Consider the following 19,740-nt stretch of genomic DNA (forward strand, 5'->3'; position numbering starts at 1 on the left):
TACTTTTGGTGTAAAAACAAAAGATATGAGTGGAAACAAGTTTTTATTGGTTATATTATTGAGTGTCTTTTTTTCGGAGGATGCCTTTTCACAGTTCATTATGCCTGATACCATCCCGGATCAGGATATTGAAGAAGTTGTTGTCGTTGCCAAACTCCCCGAATTGGAAATAAAGGCGGATAAGATGACATATCATCTGGAAGCATCTGTGGTCCGTAAACAAGGCAGTTTGTATGAAGTGCTGGAAACCCTTCCCGGTATTGTCGTTAATAAGGATGGAACCATCTATATGAATGGAAAAAGCGGTGTGAATGTCCTGATCGATGGAAAATCGACTTACCTTTCCGGCCAGGAGCTAGTTAACCTGTTGAAATCGACTCCCGCTTCAACTGCCGATAAGATCGACCTGATCACGCATCCTTCTGCCCGTTATGATGCCAGCGGCAACTCCGGACTGATCGATATCCATACGAAAAAGATTAAACTTCAGGGATTGAACTTATCGGTAAACGGTGGCATCTCCCAGGGAATACGCAGCAAAGGCAATGGTAGTATCTCCTTAAACAGGCGGAATGGTAAGTTTAATTTTTACCTGACTTATTCCCTTTATCAGGGGAACGACCAACATGATCTGGAAATAAACCGCTTATATTCCGAAGAGTTGACCGGACTGTCCTCTGAATTGAAGTTATATCAGGACTCTTATAGTGAATCACCCTATGCCTCCCATTATTACCGGACGGGTGTGGACATCTATCTGTCGCCCCGTACGACAATCGGAGTTTCAACGAATGGAAATTTGTTTCATGGAGAAAATGAAGGGGATATGAACTCTTCTTTTTCCTTATGTCCGCAGAATGTCCCGGATTCAACGGCACATACTTTAAACCTGAATGACAGGCATAGAAGAAACTTTTCCGGCGGGATAACGCTGACGCACCGGTTTGATTCTACCGGCAAAGTGCTGGATGCTTCGTTCGACTATCTGAACGTTCATTCGGATGAGGATCAGTTTATCTATAATTCTTTCCGGAACTTGAGCAATCAGACTGAAAGACAGGATTCTCTGCGGGGAGATATCAAAGGAAACATTCATCTGTACGCCGGACAGATAAATCTGAAACTTCCGTTCGAAAATGACTGGATATTGAACCTGGGAGCAAAATCTTCGTATGTTTCCATAGATAACGATGCCTTGTATGCAAACCGTGAACAGGATACATGGATTGGTGATGATAATTTTACCCAGGGTTTCTCCTATAAAGAAAATATCAATGCCGCTTATGTGGAAGGAAACGCCCGGTTCGGGCAACTGTCTGTTCAGGCGGGACTTCGTTTGGAACATACGAGGTATAAAGGGCGGCAAACATCTGCATCCTGCGATTCCTCTTTCTCGGCTCATAGTATAGATTTATTTCCGACCGTATTGATGGAATATCCTTTGGGAAAAGGCAAAGTCTCTTTGTTTTACGGGAAACGTATCAACCGCCCAAATTATGGTGACCTCAATCCGTCTGCCTATATATTTGACAATTATACTTATGAAAGAGGCAATACCTTATTAAAGCCGGAGAAGACGGATAATATAGAGGTATCCTATGCTTTTAAGGATTTGTTCAAGGCCGGTTTTCTATTTTCCTATACCAGTAAAGCAATAGTAAAAAGTTATATTGTAGAAGAAAACAAACGTGTTTTTATCACTCCCCTTAATCTGACCCGGGCAATATCATTGGGACCCCGTGTAAATACAGGGGTACTTTCGTTAGCTTCTTTCTGGAACCTGAATGCCAATGCGGCATTTATCTATAACCGTTATCAATGGTCGGAGGAATTATCCAATAAAGTGAATGAAGATTGTACCTGGATTGCCGGGTTAAATAATCAGTTTAGCTTTGGTAAAGGATGGAGCGCCGAGTTATCCGGTTCCTATAACGGAAAAATGGCGGCAGGACAAGCCACGCTCAGTCCTGTCTGGCAAGTGAATTGTGGGATACAGAAGAAAGTATTGAAAGATAAAGCAACGGTGGGCTTATTTGCCCGGGATATTTTTCATTCTTATCGGTACAATATGGAACTGGCAGTACCGGGACAACGGGCTTTTACCAAAGAACGGTATGATAACACATTGGTCGGCATATCTTTTTCCTGGCGCTTCAGTAAAGGATATGAGACGAAAGATTCCGGTCGTAAAAGTGATATAGATCAGAGTAAAAGAATAAATTTGTAATAATAAAATAAAGAGAAGGATATGAAGTCATTATCTCGTTGGATATCTCCGCTGATTCTGGGTGTCGTAATGTTTAACACAATACGGTTGGTGACTGATTTACCGTCGCATAATCCGTTTTGGTCAAATTCAGTACCATTTCATCTGTTGGCATTATTCGTATCGGTTTTAATGAGTTATGCATTTGACTTTTATGCCCGTTACTATATGAAGAGAGTCAGGGCTAAAAATATTTCGGTAATGTTGGAATACACATTGTTGCTGGTTTATCTGTTTTTTGCCGTGAATCTGATATTGTACCTGGGAGATAACATAGGTATTTTATTTCTGGGGGATAAGATTGCCGATTATGTAATAGCAGATGTCGTTTGTATATTGTATTTCTTTTTGTATTACATCATTATCCGTAATGACAAGTTGGAGAAAGAGTACAATCAGCAATCCTTGCAAATGGAGAAAATCAAGGTTGACCAATTGGAAATCGAATTGAAATTTCTTCGGGCGCAATATCACCCTCATTTCCTTTTTAATGCTTTGAACACGGTTTATTTCCAGATTGATGAGAAGAATAAGGTTCCCCGGCATACTTTGGAGATGCTGTCGGATTTATTACGTTATCAGTTATATGGCGGAAATAAGAAAGTTCCTATTCAAAAAGAAATTGATTATTTGAAGACCTATATGAATTTTCAGCGTTTACGTATGAGTGAACGTTTGGTGCTGAATGTTCGTATATCGGAAGATTTAAAGGAGCAGGAAATTTACCCGTTACTTTTCCTTCCGTTGATAGAGAATGCTTTTAAGTATGTAGGAGGCGATTACCATATTGATCTGGATATGTCGTGTGAGAAAGGTAAGATCCTGTTCAGTCTATTTAATTCCAAACCGTTGGATGCAGAGATAAAATCACATCGGAAGGGGATAGGACTGGAAAATCTTAGAAGGAGGCTTCTCCTTTTGTATCCGGATAAACATAGTCTGGATCTACAGGAACAGCCGGATCATTTTGTGGCTAAATTAATGATTGAAACAGAAAGCGTATGAATATAAAATGTATTATTACCGATGATGAACCGGTAGCCCGTCAGGGATTGCAGTCGTATGTGGAGAAAGTGAATTTCCTGACGTTGACGGGAGTATGTGAAGATGCCATCCAATTGAACACCCTGTTGAAAACCGAACAACCGGATTTGCTCTTTCTGGATATAGAGATGCCTTATCTTTCCGGCCTGGATTTACTGGCTACCCTGACAAATCCACCCAAGGTGATCATCACCTCCGCTTATGAACAATATGCCCTGAAGGGGTATGAACTTGATGTGACGGATTATCTATTGAAGCCAATCTCTTTTGAGCGTTTCCTGAAAGCTGTTAATAAAGTGCATGATCTTCTTCAGAAAGAGGTACCTGTCGAAGTAAAGGATTTCTTTTTTGTGAAGAGCGATAAACAGATGAAGAAGGTGTTTTTTAAAGATATTCTTTTTGTGGAAGGCCTGGAAAACTACATATCTATTTATACGCTGAAAGAAAAGATTCTGGTTCATTCCACAATGAAAAATATCATCAACTCTTTGCCCGAAGAAAGTTTTATACAAACACACCGTTCATATATCGTGAATGTGAACCATGTTAATTTGGTCGAAGGGAATGTCCTGAATGTGGCAGGCCATGAAATACCTGTTGCACGTAATTGCAGAGACGCTGTTTTTGCCAGTATAATAAAAAATCCCCTGTAGTCGTCCTAAATATAGAGGGGTAACATACGAAATTGTTTCGACTCTCGTTTAATTCTCATAACGAATTAAATGAAGATTATGAAAAATAAGAGTTGTGTATGGTTGGTGTGTATGTTGTTATGTATTGCCGTAAAGGGAAATGCACAAGTGATAACGTTGGAAAACGGTTTTGGCATAACATCTATGCGAGCAAAAAAAGCCAGTACGAATAAGGTCTATCCCTATCAGATGTCGTTAGGGTATCAGTATTTGGATAAAGGCTGGTATAATTTATCCAGCAATATCGGTTATACCCGAAGAGGTGGTCAGGTGAAAATACCTTATAATTCGGTGACAGGAGAAGAGTGGGGGAGAGTTACAGAAAAAGATAAGTTACATTACCTCACATTGAGTACGACATTCGACATTAAAAAGACAAGTCATGACGGATATACCTTTTTTATCGGTGTTGGTCCCCGTCTTGATTTTAAATTGAAATCGGTGGTAGTAACTTATGTTGATTTTGATGAACACCGTCCCTCTGATTTTGAACCCACCAAAGAAAAGTTGGATGGCATTCATCCTGTCCTGTTCGGTTTGAAATGTGTGGGTGGCATCCGGAAAGACTTCAGGAATATGCAATTAGGATTTAATATCGCTTATTTACCTAGTTTCACCTGTTTATCGGATGGAATACGTGACCGTACATTTACATTTGGATTATCTTTGGGGTATAAATTAGGAACAGAAAAGACGGGTACTATTCGTAGCGTTCGTCGTCATAAATAATAAGATATACAGCTTATGGATCGTAGCAAGGATTCTTCTTATTGGATTGAAAAACTAAATATGTCTCTGCATCCGGAGGGTGGTTATTTTAAAGAAGTATATCGTCCGGACAGGTGGAAACCTATTCCCGGATATCCATCCGACTGCAGAGTGTTGACAACGATCTATTATCTGTTGGAAGAGGCGGACTTTTCGGCTTTTCACCGTATTCAATCTCCGGAAAGCTGGTTTTTCCATAAGGGCGAACCTTTACATATCTATTCTTTCGAAAAAGGACAACTTGTTTGTCGTGAACTTTCGGATCAGGAGGGAGGACAGTTACAGATCACTGTTGAACCTGATATTTGGTTTGCTGCCCGCCTGAAAAATCCGAAAGGTTTTACATTGGTAAGTTGTGCTGTCGCTCCTGGATTTGAATATAAAGATTTCGAACTGGCCCGGAAAGAAGAACTGGTCGTTAGGTATCCTCTGGAAAAAGAGATTATTGAACAATTGTGTAGATAGAGAAAACTATCTACACAACTAAAATATAGGCTCTGTACTTTGTCTCCTTTGTCACCGGGCATAAAGACAAGTATCCTTCCCTGATTTTGCCATTTTCTATGGTGAGCGGGTAAGCTCCTTTCATGAAACGATGACGTTCGTAGGCATCTCCGGCTTTACTGTCATAAGTGATATGGAAATCGCCAATGGCATGCGGAGCCAGATATCTTTGACTGAGGCGGAGGGCGACCATTCCCATCGTATAGCGCATATTGATCTCGATACAGGGATGGAGGGCATACGAACCGTCTTTTGTTTTGTAGACGATCATATCCACTCCCAGATATCCATGGTATATATTTCCATAAATGCTTTTCAGGGCTTCTGTAACCGCTTCCTGGGTCCGCTGGTAAACATCTTCTCCTATCCAACGTTTGATCGGTGTAGCCAGATATTCCTGACTTCCCAATACATTTCCGGAGTAGGAACCTTTTTTTTCCGTACTGAAGACGGAGAGTCCTTCATAGGTGACATGGCCTTTCCCATCGGAATAAAACTCCATCGCTAAATCATGGACCTTGTCTAGTCCGCATTCAATACTGACAGTGCCCTGTTTATTGATAGCCCCTTCTATCCAGGTACGGTCTTTGGGGGTGAGTTTGCGCTCCGGTATCCAGTGTAAACCGCGTCCGGACGAAGAATAAGGAGTCTTTACAACAAAAGGGGCATTTTGTAGGATCAGGTATTTTTCTATTTCCCTGATCTTTTTACAGAATTTTGGAGTAGCCGGTATGGGAAGGTCGGGTAACAGCTGGCGGATTCGTTCAAGGCATTCTGCTGCTGTCTGCCTGCCGGTCAGCCGGAAATATTCTTCTTTCCAGGTCGGTACGGATAAATTCAATTGTAATTCTTGTTTCAGTTTCTCAAAGACGTACAGGCTGTGCGGAGATATTCCCCAGGGAGACGCAGCCAGTTCCGGAAGAGAAGGAGCTAACTCTTTCAATTCTTTTACGGAAACAAGCGTGGCAAACGGCCTGAGCTCTTTGGGTTGTAAAGAAAAGAAACGGGGCGAAGCGATCTCTTCTGTAAATACGTAATCGTTGCTATCGGCATACCATACAGGAAGATATGATAACTCCTGTATCATTCTTCGTACGTTTGCCGGAGGTGTATAGTTCTCCGTGCCTAGCAGTACGGCAGTTTCATGTCCGGGATTAAATAAATGTATCTGGGATATCATATAAAATAGTAGATGTATATAAACAGCGAAGCCGTCTGTTAGCGAGACGGCTTCGTTTTATTTATTCAAGATTTTCATCTATTGCATCGATCTTTTTAATTATGAGCGCCATCTCATCTTTTAGTTTTTCGATCTTGCGCTCCATCTCTTTCACGAGACCGCCACCGCCTTTCGAGGAGATGCTGAGGAAGCCGATATTGTTTTCGTATGTTTGCAATTCATTTTTCATGCGGTCATACATTCTCATCAGCTTTTCACGTTCGCCATACAGTTTGCCTTTTCCATGTTCGCCTGCCATATCGTTCAGGTTACTGCGGAATGACTGCATCTTACGATCTGTCTGGTCTACTTTCAAACGGTCGAACTGGCTGTCTACTGCTTCGTGATATTCTTTATAGATTTTATCTTTTTCCTTGAAAGGTACATGACCGATTGCATTCCATTCAGCCATCATGTCTTTCAGTTCAGCCAATGCTTCATCTGCACTTAATGTTTCGTCCAGCTTATTGATCTTTTCGATCAATGCTTTTTTAGCGGCCAGATTTGTCTGTTCTACGCCCTTCTGGGAGGAAACATTTTTATTTTTCTGTTCGAAGAAATAATCACAGGCAGAAATGAAACGTTTCCATACAACATCCGAGTGCTTGCGGGCAACCGAACCGATCGTTTTCCATTCTTTCTGAAGAGCGATCATTTTTTCAGTCGTACTCTTCCATTCTACGCTGTCTTTCAGAGCTTCCGCTTTTTCACACAAGGCTTTTTTCAGTTCGAGATTCTTTTCCATCTCTTCCTTGATATTCTTGTAGAAAGCGCTTTTCTTGTTGAAATATACATCACAGGCAGCGCGGAAGCGTTCGAAAATCTTTACATTGGATTTTTTCGGTGCGAAACCGATTGTTTTCCATTTATCCTGTAAAGCGATCACCTCTTTATTCTTTTCTTCCCAGTCTTTGAATGTCTTCAAAGCATCGAAGTCGATACCTTCTATTTCTTCGCAGATAGCTGTTTTTGCAACCAGGTTTTCCTGTTCTTTCGATTTCAGCGATTCGAAATGCTCCTGATGACGTTTGTTGATCACGGTAGAAGCCGCTTTGAAACGAGCCCATAACTCTTCGCGCAGTTCTTTGGCAACCGGACCGATCTCACGCCATTGCTGATGTAGTTTTTGAAGCTGGTGGAATGCGGACACGACATCCGGTTCGGTTTGCAGCTTTTCAACTGTTTCACATAGAGCAGTTTTCAATTCCAGATTTTTCTTGAAGTCGTAATCGCGGAACTGGTTATTGATCTTGATTATATCATAGAATCTTTCGCTGTAAGTCTGATAGTTTTTCCACAGTTCGTTTGCATGTTCCTGTGGTACGGCTTTAATTTCTTTCCATCTCTGCTGGATGTCTTTAAAGTCGTTGTATAGCTTATTGAAGTCGTCCTGACTTTCGGTCAGCACTTTTAACTGGTCGATCAATTGAAGTTTCAGTGCATAGTTCGCAGCCTTTATGCGTTCTTCTTCTGCCAGGATTGCAGCTCTTTTTTCTTTAAAAACGGCCAGCAATTCTTTCAGTTTGTCTTCGCCTTCATCTTCAGGAGCGACGAAATCCTTTTCTTCTCCACCACCTTCGAGGAATGTTTTCTTCGATTCTTCAACTTCGGCTCTGTGGATTTTATAAAATGCCTGTTTCAACGATTCCACTTCGTTGCGTGCCGTTTCGGCAGCAGCATTTACCAGTTCTGCCAATTTTTCAAGAATCTCTTCTTTTGACAATTTGCTGATAGCGTTCGCTGTCGCTTCATCCGGGGTTTCAGTTGTTTCAACTTCAGCCGCAGTGTTTTCCGGTGTTACTTCCGGTGCTTTAGTTTCTTCTAATTTGCCGGTCTCTTCAGCTGGCAGATTAGTTTCATGAGTGTCCTTCATATTCAATCACATTTAAGAAAAGGATAAAAAGCATTCCTATATCAAGTCACAAATTAAAGTATTTATTTTTGGATTACAGCATTTGCGGGCAATTTATTTATTAGAAAAGGTTAATATTCGTGTAAAAAGTCCGGAATTAACCGCTTTGTTCTCCAAAAAATGTATTAAACAAAAATCCCTGCAACTTGCATTGAGCAGATTACAGGGACTTTTTATAAATAGTTGCAGTTTTTTTATCCCAGGAACGAGATCAATACGCCGGCTGCAACAGCCGAACCGATTACGCCGGAAATGTTGCTGGCCATGCAATACTGCAATACATGGTTTTTGGGATCGTATTGCAATGCGATATCATTGGCAACACGTGAAGCCATCGGGACGGCACTTAATCCGGTTGCACCGATAAGCGGATTGATTTTCTTCTTGGTGAACAGGTTGAACAGTTTTACGAAGAAGATACCGCCGGCGATAGACAAGGCAAAAGCCAGGAATCCGCCGATCACAATACCGATCGTTGTAAAGTTCAGGAAGGCTTCTGCCGTCATGGTTGCACCTACCGATAGTCCCAGGAAGATTGTTGCTGCATTCATGATACTGTTGGAGGCGGCATCGTACAGACGGAATGTATTGGTTCCGATTTCTTTTACCAAGTTACCGAACATCAGCATACCGATCAAAGGCACAGCACTTGGAACGAACAATGCTACAACAGTCGTCACAACAATGGGGAAAATAATTTTCAACACCCGCAGATTCTTGATCTCGGTAGTTGACGGATATTTCTTTTCCTGTTCCTTCATATTGATACATAACTCTTTTTTAGAGCAGAGCGCTTTAACCACCAAAGGGATGATTACCGGAACCAACGCCATGTATGAATAAGCTGCGATAGCGATCGGGCCTAATAGATGCGGAGCCAGTTTGATGGTGGTAAAGATAGCCGTAGGACCGTCTGCGCCACCGATGATACCCAGTGAAGCCGCTTCCTGCGGAGTGAATCCCATCAGGATCGCTACCAGTAAAACGGTGAAAATACCTACCTGGGCAGCCGCACCGAAAATCGACAGGCGAAGATTACGAAGCATCGGGCCGAAGTCGGTCAATGCTCCTACACCCATAAAAATGATTGGCGGAAGGAAACCGGTCTTGATCAACATGTAATAGATGAAATTCATGATTCCCAGTTCATGCGCAATGTCGTGCAGCGGCATTTCCCAGATGTTTTTCATTACCCCGTTAATATTGATCAATCCGTTTTCATCAGCCTGGATCACCCCCATGTCACCTCCGGGGAAATTGGCGAGCAATACCCCGAATGCAATAGGAACAAGCAGCAAAGGTTCGTATTGCTTCTTGATACCCAGATAAAGCAATATGAATGCGATTGCATACATGATCAGGAACTGCGGTTCAGCAATAATGTTGCTGAACGCAGTCATTTCATACAGATTTTGAAATATCTCGTTCATTACTGTATAGTCATTAATATGTCGTCTTCAGAAACCGTGTCGCCACCAGCGTAGTTGATGGAAGTGATCTTTCCGCTGAATTCCGAACGTACGGCATTATATGTTTTCATTGCTTCCACATAACAAAGCACATCGCCTTCTTTTACCATATCACCAACTTTAAGCGGCGTGTCGGAAGTGTTCTTTACCAGGAAGAATTTTCCTTCCAGTGGTGAAAGAATTTCATTTCCGGCTCCGGCAGGTGCTGGAGCGGCCGGTGCTGCGGGTTGTGCGGCCTGGGCAGGAGCAGTTGCCGGTGCGGTATTAGCTGTATCTCCGAAGGCAACTGTTACGCGGTAAGGCTGTCCGTCTACATCTACAGTCAGCACCTGGGGTGTTGTAGGCAAAGCTGCCGGAGCGGCTGTGGCCAGTGCTGCCGGTTGTGCCTTTTCCTGCAAAGCAGCTTTTTTCTGGGCAACATCAGCCAGAAATTCAACTTTCGCTTTTCCGGAACGGTAGGCTTCGTACTGAGCCGGGTGCATTGCATATTCGAACAACTCTTCGTCGTCTTCGCCGGTTTCCCATTGTTTCTCGTTCATCATCTTACGATATTTGTCAAGAGCATCCGGGTAGTTGTCCTGCGGATTTCCTTCGAAGAATTCGCGTCCTTCGGCTTTTGCCTTTTCGATGATTTCAGGAGCCAGCGGACCAGGCAGTCTTCCGGCCTTTCCGAGAAGCATATCCCAGATGTCGTCGGCGATCATGCTCCAGCGTGCTTTCCCTTTTTCCATCTGCATTACGTTCATCAGTGCCAGGTTCTTTACATACTGGCTGAACGGTGTTACCAATGGAGGATAACCGACACGTGGCCATACATAAGCCACTTCGTCGAACAGCTTGATCAGCAGCTGGTCTTGCGACATCAGCGGCTTGTTGTTCTTGATATTGTTTTTGTTGATCGATTCCAGATTCTTTTCCAGGTCAGACATCAGGCTACCCATCATACCGCCGGGAAGTCCCGGGCCAATCAGCAATGAGTTCATCAGGCGGTTTTTCGGACTGATATACAATCCTAAGAAATCATCCATAAATTCCTGGATCATGCTGCGTACTTTCATGTAGGCTTCCATATTGATTTCCGGTACTTTGTAACCGGCATCTTTCAACATGGCCTGCACGGTCAGCAGGTCGGCATGGCCTGTACCCCATGACAGCGGCTCCATACCTACGTCGATATAGTCGCAACCGGCGTTGCACACTTCCAGGATAGAAGCTACATTGAATCCGGGACCTGCATGGCTATGATACTGGATAGGTATTTCAGGGTGTTTCGCTTTGATATTGGCAACGATCTGTCCCAATGAATAAGGACGTCCGATACCTGCCATATCCTTGATACATATTTCGTCTGCTCCCAGTTCGATCAGTTCCAGGGCCATCTTGGTATAATATTCGACCGTGTGGATAGGCGAGTGGGTGATACAAAGCGAACACTGGGAGATCATCCCGGCTTCTTTGGCATACTGGATGGAAGGAGCAATGTTGCGTACGTCATTCAGGCCGCAGAATGTACGGGTGATGTCGGTGCCCTGTGCTTTCTTTACCTTGTAGAATAGCTGGCGTACATCTGCCGGAACCGGACTCATGCGGAGGCCGTTCAGTGCACGGTCCAGCATATGTGTTTGAATACCTGCTTCATGGAATGGCTTCGTCCATTCACGTACGGCTTTATTGGGATTTTCTCCGAATAGTAAATTAACTTGCTCGAATCCCCCTCCGTTGGTTTCAACGCGGGCAAAACAGCCCATTTCAACAATAGCGGGGGCAACTCTGGTTAGCTGGTCTACTCTGGGAACATATTTTCCGGCAGATTGCCACATGTCTCTGAAGACCAAACTGAATTTGATTTCTCTTTTCATGATATATTATGTATAGCTAGTATTATAATTTTTCAATTTTGGTAACCTTTCCTTGTCCACCTGTTACCATGCTGACAGCGGCTACGATAGCGGCGGTAGTCTTACCCGGAATATTTCCGGACTGTCCGGCCGCAACAGGTTGTGTTGTTACTTGTTTTTTTACGATGACTTCTTCCGGTGCGTACTTGTTAACCAATGTGATTAATCCTTTTCCTAAATAGATTACGATTAAAAGAATTGCAAATACCGTGGTCATTCCGACTACCATTAACAAAAGTCCAGTTTCTATGTTTTCCATATCTAATATTTATGACAATAAGTGTTGTGGGAAGCGATCAAAACAATCTCCGCCAAGTTATAAATTGCATGCAAAAATAACAAAATCTCGCAATTTTCTTTGCTGGAAGACTATAAAAAAAGTAAAAGAATAGAATATTTATTCTTTTGAATGTTTTGTTTCGTAAATAAATCATAGTGTATTGTGATAAATGGTTACTTTTTGAGCCTGTGATATTATTATTTGTATTTTTCTATTTGCGTTTTTCCTGTCTGTATTTTGAAGGTGAGATACCATAAGTTTGTTTAAATAAACTACTGAAATAGCGTTGACTTCCAAAGCCACTTTGTTCCGATACTTCTTCTATGCTCAGTTCTGTTTGTGTAAGTAGCTGTGTCGCTTTTTCCATTCGGAATTTGTTTATATAATCGTTCAGACCAATGTCCAGAACAGCTTTCATCTTGCTGTATAAGGAAGCTCGGCTCATTGCCATATTGGTTATCAGGAAATTTACGTCCAGTTCCGGATTATCCAGATTATCCAGGATTAACAGATTTAATTTCTGAATAAACTGTTCGTCCGCGTAGCTGAATGTACTTTCTTGCGGAATTGCGAAGGATAGGCTTTCCTTGTATTTCAGTTTTACAGTTTCCCGATTTTTTAAGAGATTACGGATGACTATAAGCAGAAAATCTATATCGAAAGGTTTGGATATGTAACTGTCGGCTCCCAGTTTATAACCGGTAGTCGTGCTGTTTGCATCATTCCTGGCTGTCAGTAAGATAACCGGAATATGACTGATTTCGATACTACCTTTTATTTGCTTACAGAGTTTGAAACCATCCATACGTGGCATCATTATATCACTGACAATGATATCCGGCAAACGTCGTTTTGTTATATCTATCGCTTGAATACCATCTTCTGCGGTATATACGCTCTTGAAGTATTCCCGGCATATTCCCTTTAGCCAGTTACGCAGGTCTGTCTGATCCTCAACGATCAGGACAGAATAAGAGTCAAGCATGAAATTCTGTATTTCAGGAGTTGATACTTCCTGTGTAAACAATAAGTCATTTAGATAGGGTTTTGTTTGGCTTTCACTTTCTCCAGCCTGGTTTTTAACAGGCAATTCTAAATAGAATGTGGCTCCTTTGTCGGTATTATCCATGGCATTGAGGCGGCCTCCTTGTTGTTCGGCCAGTATGCGTGAATAAGATAAGCCGATGCCACTACTGCTAAGGTCTTGTTTTTGGTTCCCCTGATAAAAACGGGTAAATAAACGGGATAGATCTAAGTTTTGTAAACCAATACCTTGATCTGAAACGGAAATACGAATGTAATTTTCTACTTTTTTGACGGATAAAGTGATCAGTGTATCTTCTTCGCTGTATTTTAAAGCATTCATTAATAAGTTGGATAATATTATCTGAGACTTGGCTTCATCAAAAGCCAAGTCTTTTATATCCGGAGCAAAGTTGTATGCTAGTTTTATATTTTTATTATCCAGTTCCTGTCTGAAATCCTCGGCAACAGACCGTATCCATTCTGGTAAAGGATGGACTTTGTAATTAACAGTATCATTACCTGTTTCCATTTTCCGGACATTCAGTACTATGTTGATCAGGTTCTTCATCTGTGAAACTTGCTTATACACCGTGGTCAGTTGGTTATTGGTCTCCTCGTCTTTTATTTTGTCAGATCCCAGAATACGTTTTAACGGAGCATATATCAATGTCAGCGGAGTCCGTAATTCATGGCTGATATTAATAAGGAACCGGACTTTGTCTTCATATGTCTTTTTTTCATGTTCTTTCATTTCTAATTGTAACTTATCTTCCTTTTGCTTGATGATCAGTTGCACAAAGAACACAATGCTACCAGTTATGAGTAGTATGGAGAGCAAAAAGAACCAAGTCGTCTTCCACCAGGGGGGGGGTACTTCTACCGTTAATATTTTGACAGGACTACTCCAGTTGCCGTCTCTTTGACTTACCGACACCCATATTTTGTAATTTCTAACAGGTAACGACCTGAGTGAAATAGAATGATCCTGTGTTTCGATATATTTGTCAGAAAGTCCTTCAATCCAGTAGCGGAATACCTTTTTTCGTAACAAGTCTTTTTCTTTTGCTATAATTTTGATGATAAGTGATGAATGATCCCAGGGAATGGATATCAAATCATTTTCCGATGTTATCTTGTATCCGACAGGAACACCGTCCAGTTCTACGTCGAGTAGGTTGATAACCGGGTCCGGATAAGTAGGGATTGACATGTTGTTTCGGATATGGAGCATTCCGGATACGCCTCCCATGTAAATATCGCCATTTTGTGCAGTCAAGTTAGCCCTGGATATAAATTCATTTACCGAAACGCCATCTGACGAATCGAACAGGATGAAATTATTCTTTTCCGGTAAATAAGCAAAGAGCATGCTCTTTGCTCCGACCCAGATTCTGCCTTTAGGGTCGGAGCAAAGTGAATTTATATTTTTAAACAGGGGAGTGTGAATATTTTTAACTTCCTGAGTTTTGGTATCTAACCGGTATAATCCTTTGGTTGTCCCTATCCATATAGTTCCGTCGGGACTATAGCAGGCTGCATTAGTATGGAGTATTTCTTCGTTACTTAAAAAAAGGGAATAGAGTTTGTTTTCCTTGTGCTTAAGTACATAAATTCCAAACATACAGAATAGGTAGGTTTCTTCCGGGGTAGAGTAAAAAGGTTGTAGGATAAAAAAATTATCTGTTGGAATATTAAAAGTCACTTCAGTGAATATCTGGCTTGCTGGGTTGAATTCATAGACCTTGGTTCCGAAAAGATATATTTTTTCATTTGCAGCACGGAAGATATTGACTGCCATTCCCCGTCTGAATAATTGGTCGTTTTCTGTTTGGTTGCGGAACAGAAGTTGTCCGGTCTTCCCGGTTTGTTTGTTGAACAGGAAAATACCTTTACCGTATAGCGATAACAGCAATTCTGTATCGCTGTAGTTTGTAATCGAAATAACTTTTAACCCATATGTTGAGGGATAATGGGTAAAGGTTCGTGTTTCCGGATTGAAACGATTAACGCCACCCCCGTCTGTTCCGATCCAGATAATTCTGCCTTTGTCTTCATACAGGCAGGAAACAGCTTTTTCGCTAAGTCCGTATGGTATATTCATTGGTGCATCCTTGTAGGTTCGCAGATATACCTGTTTGATGCCGATTAGTCCGGAACGTATACTTCCGGCCCAGACATTATCTTCGCTGTCGCTGTATAAGCAACTGAAAGAATTTGAGGGTAACGAATGTTCATCTCCGGGAGTATGCTCAATAGAGCGGATTGTCTTGGTTTTCAGGTTTAATATGTTAATACCTCCGCCATCGGTTGCCAGCCATAGTTCATTATCCTTTTCCAATATATCGAGAATAATATTATTAGTCAACTCAGAATTTTCAGTTGAAAAATGATATATCTGTTTCCCTACCCAATTATAACCATATAATCCTTTTCCATAGGGTGCTACCCATATGGTTTGGGTGGCATCTACATGAAGTGCACGGATATTTTTTTCCGGGATAAACGGGCATCTCCGGATGAAGCCTGTCCCTGTATTGTACATCCATATTCCATTCCTGCGTGTTGACACTAATAGAGTGTGGGCATCGTACAGGCATAATTTCTTGATGTAGGCATTTACTTTCTCCGGTCCATTTACCGGTAGGTTCCGTATGCTGTTATCTGCATACGAATATTTAAAGAATTTATTGTGTCCGGCAAACAGGATACCTCCTTCGGTTGTAAGGTGGGCATGTGCATTAACCGGTTCTCCGTCAATCGTTTCTACCGGAATAAAATTATCCTTTTCCCGGTCATATTTAGCTGTTCCCCGTTCGGTACTTACCCATATGTTGTATAGTGAATCTTCAATGCAAAAGACAATTTCATTGTTCGGGAGAGAAAAATGGTCATTGCTATCAGATTCATATTGTTTTATCGTTTGTCTGTCGTATCTGTTCAATCCGGAAAGTGTACCTACCCATATCTGTCCTTTATAGTCGCAGAGAATACATTTCACGTTAGATTGGGACATACCATCCTGTATGGATATTTGTTTGAAAAAATAATCTGTCTCTGCCTGACTTATATTTGTTTTAAGTAAAATGCAGATTAATAGTATTATAGGGAAACAACGTTTGATTTTTAGCATACACAAGCATATTCAACGAATCAAAAATAGAATCATTATTACAGAAATCAAAGCTTTTTGCTTGATATTTGAAATCTATCTGTGGCTATAAGAAAGACCTCTTTCCATACAATTGAAGAAAAGAGGTCTTATCTTAATTGTAAGGAATCATATTTTTTAGAATATGTTCTTTATACCAGGGGTCGTTAGCCTCTACAAGCAGAGGCACCATTTTTTCGCAAAGCATAGCTACAACTTCCTTGTTTTCCTCCAAAGGGAGGTTATGCATCTGGTAGGGATCATTCAGATCGTCGAACAAAAGGGCATTTTCCAATTCCTTAGTATTCTTGTTGATAGTAAGAGCCAGTGTGTACCGTGTTGTTTTGATACCTCGTGCTATAGGAAAATAAGAAGTAATATTACCATCTGCATCCTTTTCGCCGTCAGCATTCCGTATATATAATGCAGCATTCCGTAAAGGGGTTCTTTTACTTTTTTCCAGGAACCAGTCTGCATAATTCCTGCCTTCAACAGCTGTAGGGATTTTATTCCCTAAACCTGAGAGTCCAAGTAATGTGGGCATAATATCCGGTGTGGAAAGTATCATTTCCTGATCGATCCGCGGAGCCAGTTTCTGGGGATAGCGGATAAGGAAAGGTACGTTCATACTTTCAGCATAAGGAGAATTTTTGGCATCTTCTACACCTTGACTACACATTGTTTCCCCATGGTCGGAAGTGAATACGACAATTGTGCTTTTATCCAGCCCCAGTTTTTTCAATTCTTCCAGTATACGCCCGAATTCCCGGTCTACTCCGGTTACAGATGCAAAATAATAGGGGACACATTTATTTTTAGACATATTGAAATTTACATTCGGACGTATCAGCAGGCTATCCAGCGGTTTGTCTTTATAAAGATTGTAATCTTCCTCCATGCAATCGTTCAGGGAATGATAAGGACCGTGTGGTGGGTTGAAACTTACTACCATAAAAAACGGTTTATTTTTATCCCTGACATTCCCTTCATTACGCAAATAAGCGATCGCCTTATCGGCTTCATGTTTGGGAGACCACTCATTTATATCGTGGCGCTTTCCTTCCGTGTCCCAGTAATGCGGGTGCTTATGTACGTCGAATGTCCCATACGAATACCAGTAATCGAACCCATGTCTGCGTTCTGGAGGAGTATAAGCATCCCAGGCGGGACGGGCTTCTCCTACGTATTCCCCCGGATTATCCGGGTCGTTCGGGGTCGGGTGGTCCAGATGCAGCTTACCGATATAAGCACAATTATAACCGGATTTGCTGAATACATCACTGATGCATTCAGCATCTATAGGTAGTGAACTCACAGGGCGGTCTGCCTTGCAGTTCAAAGGCACTCCGCTGTTTGTCGGGAATTTTCCGGTAAAAAAGCACCCCCTGTAAGGACTACTGACCGGGAAATTACTCATTGCCGAGGTTAGCACGATGGATTCGTCGGCAAACTGGTTTAGATTGGGTGTATATACCGGGTCGCCGGTAAAATGTACGGCATCTCGAAATCCGGCTTTTCTCCAGAACCCCATTGCATGGTTACGCATCTGATCGGGAAATACGTAAATTACATTGGGGTGATCTGTTTGAGGAGGTAAGGGAACATTACAACCGCCTAAAAGAATCGTACTTGTGAATCCTCCGGTTAATAAAATGCTTCTTATATTATTATCGATCATAATTCTGTAATTTTTAAAGTAGATACAATAATAGTGAAAAAGGGCCGGATTAAAAATACCGGACCCTTTATTCTTTCAATCAGTGAGATTAGTTAGTCCATCCGTCATTTTGAATAAGGTTTGTATTCATCTGGCATTCCTTGAGCGGGATTGGCCATGCATACATATAATCACCTTTCCATGCTGCACATGATTTATAAATACCTCCCCAGATTTCTTTCGTCCCGTTTGTCGGCTTGAATGTATTCTCCCATGTTCTCCAGCGCATTTCATCGAAGAGAAGAACTCCTTCGCAATTAAGTTCCCAGCGACGTTCGTTGCGGATACGTTCGCGCATATTGTCTTGCCCTGCAACCTGCGTATATTGATTACTGTTCAGTAATGCAACTCCGGCTCTTGCCCTGACTTTATTTACGCATTCGATCGCTTCTGCAGTTTTTCCCTGTTCGTTTAAGGCTTCTGCCTGCAACAATAAAACATCTGCATAACGGATGATCGGTTGGTCGATCGGACCGTAGTCACGGCTAGGGGTTTCATCCAATCCCTCGTAAACAAACTTACGATACAGGTAATAATACTTACCACTTGATGCCAGCTGCAAATCCTGTTCGGGAAGATTGTCTGTACGGTACGGATGTCTAAGGGTCACGGTGTTTTCCTTGCCGCTTAAAACTCCTCTGTAGGTGGAATACGGTGTGATTATAGTCATTTTCAGACGAGGATCGCGGTTTTCATATGCTTTCATAATACGTGCCTCATTTCCTTCCGGAAGATATTGTGACATCTCTGGACTATTGATTTTCCCTTTTTCAGCATCGGTCATATTATCACGCAGGAAGAATACGACTCTGTCATTCGGCTTCATCAAATTGTAGCCGGGTATAATATCGTCCCAGTTGAACGGGCTTCCGTCTATATTTGCATAAGAGTCGACATGGTCCGGGTTCGGACAAAAAGTATTCCATCCTGATCCGTATGAACTACGTGTACCCAGTGCCTTTTGCGTATCTGATCCGCAGTTTACCACTCCTATATTCTGAACCGTAAGGATCATTTCCTCGCATTGTTCATTTGCCTCTTTGAACAGGTCGCTATAGCTTCCTTCAAACAGTTTATATCCCGCTTCTCCTACTTTTTTGAAATCGGCTTCCGCTTTTGCCCATTCCTTTAGCCACATATATGCCTTTCCGCGCAATGCATATGCGGCACCTTTGGTTGCACGTCCGTAAAGAGAGTTACCTTTTACATAACGGTCCGGAAAATTAGGCTCGTTGATGCAATCGGTCAGATCGCTGATGATAAACTCCCATACTTTTGCTTCTGTTTCGCGGCCCAGGGTATACTCGCTGACACTTGTGGGAGTCGTATAGATCGGAACACCTTTGAACACTTCGTTTAATCTGTAATAGAAGAATGCACGCAGGAATTTAGATTCGGCAACCAAACGTCCCATTTTTTCAGCTGATAAAGGAGCTTTTTCCGGCAGGTTGGTGATTGCATCGTTTGCACGGCTTACACCTTCATAATGTTCTTTCCAATAACCGCTGAACAAGTCTGCGCCTGTTGTTGCGGTTCCCTGCAAAAGAGCTTCCCCGTCACGGTTCTGAGAGACATTGGCAAGGGCATCATACATATATATACGTCGGCCTATCCTGTCATAACGGAATGTGTTATAAATCGCGTTAACTCCCATATCTGCCAGACTTTCGTTTGTCCACATCTGGCCTGATCCCATTGCTTGATACGGGTTTGTATCCAATAACCCTTGCTGGCAACTGTTTGTGATAAAAGCTGCAGAACACAATAGTATTATATTTTTAATCAGTTTCATATCGT

13 protein-coding genes are annotated in these 19,740 nt (G+C 42.0%); 5 read left to right on the forward strand and 8 right to left on the reverse strand.

All coding sequences use genetic code 11. The features are described from left to right. Positions 1-25: 25 nt before the first annotated feature. From NBH14_RS11185 to NBH14_RS11205, 5 genes are all read left to right on the forward strand, one after another. A complete protein-coding gene (locus NBH14_RS11185) occupies positions 26-2,227 on the forward strand; it encodes an outer membrane beta-barrel protein (RefSeq protein WP_186958431.1) in 2,202 nt (733 codons plus the stop codon). 21 nt (positions 2,228-2,248) lie between these two features. Beyond that, the gene (locus tag NBH14_RS11190) at positions 2,249-3,271 is read left to right on the forward strand and encodes a sensor histidine kinase (RefSeq protein ID WP_186958430.1); all 1,023 of its coding nucleotides are present in this window, start codon (positions 2,249-2,251) and stop codon (positions 3,269-3,271) included. Next, positions 3,268-3,963: a LytR/AlgR family response regulator transcription factor gene (locus tag NBH14_RS11195; protein WP_186958429.1), complete on the forward strand. Its 696-nt coding sequence runs from the start codon at positions 3,268-3,270 to the stop codon at positions 3,961-3,963. Before NBH14_RS11190 ends, NBH14_RS11195 begins: the two co-directional genes overlap by 4 nt. Before the next feature lie 78 nt (positions 3,964-4,041). Next, on the forward strand, positions 4,042-4,731 hold the full coding sequence (locus NBH14_RS11200) for a hypothetical protein (protein ID WP_186958428.1): 690 nt from the start codon (positions 4,042-4,044) through the stop codon (positions 4,729-4,731). Between the two features lie 15 nt (positions 4,732-4,746). Next, positions 4,747-5,235, forward strand: a complete 489-nt coding sequence (locus NBH14_RS11205) for a cupin domain-containing protein (RefSeq protein WP_186958427.1) — start codon at positions 4,747-4,749, stop codon at positions 5,233-5,235. Positions 5,236-5,245: 10 nt separating this feature from the next. Here the strand turns inward: NBH14_RS11205 and NBH14_RS11210 are convergent, their stop codons facing one another. From NBH14_RS11210 to NBH14_RS11245, 8 genes are all read right to left on the reverse strand, one after another. Then, positions 5,246-6,454 (reverse strand): ATP-grasp domain-containing protein, encoded by a 1,209-nt coding sequence (locus tag NBH14_RS11210; protein WP_186958426.1) that lies wholly within the window; start codon positions 6,452-6,454, stop codon positions 5,246-5,248. Between the two features lie 61 nt (positions 6,455-6,515). After that, on the reverse strand, positions 6,516-8,366 hold the full coding sequence (locus NBH14_RS11215; protein ID WP_186958425.1) for a DUF349 domain-containing protein: 1,851 nt from the start codon (positions 8,364-8,366) through the stop codon (positions 6,516-6,518). Positions 8,367-8,599: 233 nt separating this feature from the next. Next, positions 8,600-9,835 carry a sodium ion-translocating decarboxylase subunit beta gene (locus NBH14_RS11220; protein ID WP_186958424.1) on the reverse strand — a complete coding sequence of 412 codons (1,236 nt, stop codon included), beginning with the start codon at positions 9,833-9,835 and terminating at the stop codon, positions 8,600-8,602. Beyond that, on the reverse strand, positions 9,835-11,733 hold the full coding sequence (locus tag NBH14_RS11225) for a biotin/lipoyl-containing protein (protein ID WP_186958423.1): 1,899 nt from the start codon (positions 11,731-11,733) through the stop codon (positions 9,835-9,837). The genes NBH14_RS11220 and NBH14_RS11225 overlap by 1 nt, the downstream gene beginning before the upstream one ends. Positions 11,734-11,755: 22 nt before the next feature. Continuing rightward, positions 11,756-12,031 carry an OadG family protein gene (locus tag NBH14_RS11230; RefSeq protein WP_010801500.1) on the reverse strand — a complete coding sequence of 92 codons (276 nt, stop codon included), beginning with the start codon at positions 12,029-12,031 and terminating at the stop codon, positions 11,756-11,758. 232 nt (positions 12,032-12,263) lie between these two features. After that, positions 12,264-16,091, reverse strand: a complete 3,828-nt coding sequence (locus NBH14_RS11235; RefSeq protein ID WP_186958422.1) for a hybrid sensor histidine kinase/response regulator transcription factor — start codon at positions 16,089-16,091, stop codon at positions 12,264-12,266. A gap of 250 nt (positions 16,092-16,341) precedes the next feature. Continuing rightward, positions 16,342-17,904: a sulfatase family protein gene (locus NBH14_RS11240; protein WP_186958421.1), complete on the reverse strand. Its 1,563-nt coding sequence runs from the start codon at positions 17,902-17,904 to the stop codon at positions 16,342-16,344. Between the two features lie 88 nt (positions 17,905-17,992). Continuing rightward, positions 17,993-19,735 carry a RagB/SusD family nutrient uptake outer membrane protein gene (locus NBH14_RS11245; RefSeq protein WP_186958420.1) on the reverse strand — a complete coding sequence of 581 codons (1,743 nt, stop codon included), beginning with the start codon at positions 19,733-19,735 and terminating at the stop codon, positions 17,993-17,995. Between the last annotated feature and the right edge of the window lie 5 nt (positions 19,736-19,740).

The sequence above is a fragment of the Parabacteroides caecihominis genome (assembly GCF_023656785.1).
Classification (GTDB): Bacteria; Bacteroidota; Bacteroidia; order Bacteroidales; family Tannerellaceae; genus Parabacteroides; species Parabacteroides segnis.

Bases quoted from the DNA above. Each gene is read 5' to 3' on its own strand.
- NBH14_RS11185 (WP_186958431.1), top strand. From the start codon at position 26: ATGAGTGGAAACAAGTTTTTATTGGTTATATTATTGAGTGTCTTTTTT.
- NBH14_RS11190 (WP_186958430.1), top strand. From the start codon at position 2,249: ATGAAGTCATTATCTCGTTGGATATCTCCGCTGATTCTGGGTGTCGTA.
- NBH14_RS11195 (WP_186958429.1), top strand. From the start codon at position 3,268: ATGAATATAAAATGTATTATTACCGATGATGAACCGGTAGCCCGTCAG.
- NBH14_RS11200 (WP_186958428.1), top strand. From the start codon at position 4,042: ATGAAAAATAAGAGTTGTGTATGGTTGGTGTGTATGTTGTTATGTATT.
- NBH14_RS11205 (WP_186958427.1), top strand. From the start codon at position 4,747: ATGGATCGTAGCAAGGATTCTTCTTATTGGATTGAAAAACTAAATATG.
- NBH14_RS11210 (WP_186958426.1), bottom strand. From the start codon at position 6,454: ATGATATCCCAGATACATTTATTTAATCCCGGACATGAAACTGCCGTA.
- NBH14_RS11215 (WP_186958425.1), bottom strand. From the start codon at position 8,366: ATGAAGGACACTCATGAAACTAATCTGCCAGCTGAAGAGACCGGCAAA.
- NBH14_RS11220 (WP_186958424.1), bottom strand. From the start codon at position 9,835: ATGAACGAGATATTTCAAAATCTGTATGAAATGACTGCGTTCAGCAAC.
- NBH14_RS11225 (WP_186958423.1), bottom strand. From the start codon at position 11,733: ATGAAAAGAGAAATCAAATTCAGTTTGGTCTTCAGAGACATGTGGCAA.
- NBH14_RS11230 (WP_010801500.1), bottom strand. From the start codon at position 12,031: ATGGAAAACATAGAAACTGGACTTTTGTTAATGGTAGTCGGAATGACC.
- NBH14_RS11235 (WP_186958422.1), bottom strand. From the start codon at position 16,091: ATGTCCCAATCTAACGTGAAATGTATTCTCTGCGACTATAAAGGACAG.
- NBH14_RS11240 (WP_186958421.1), bottom strand. From the start codon at position 17,904: ATGATCGATAATAATATAAGAAGCATTTTATTAACCGGAGGATTCACA.
- NBH14_RS11245 (WP_186958420.1), bottom strand. From the start codon at position 19,735: ATGAAACTGATTAAAAATATAATACTATTGTGTTCTGCAGCTTTTATC.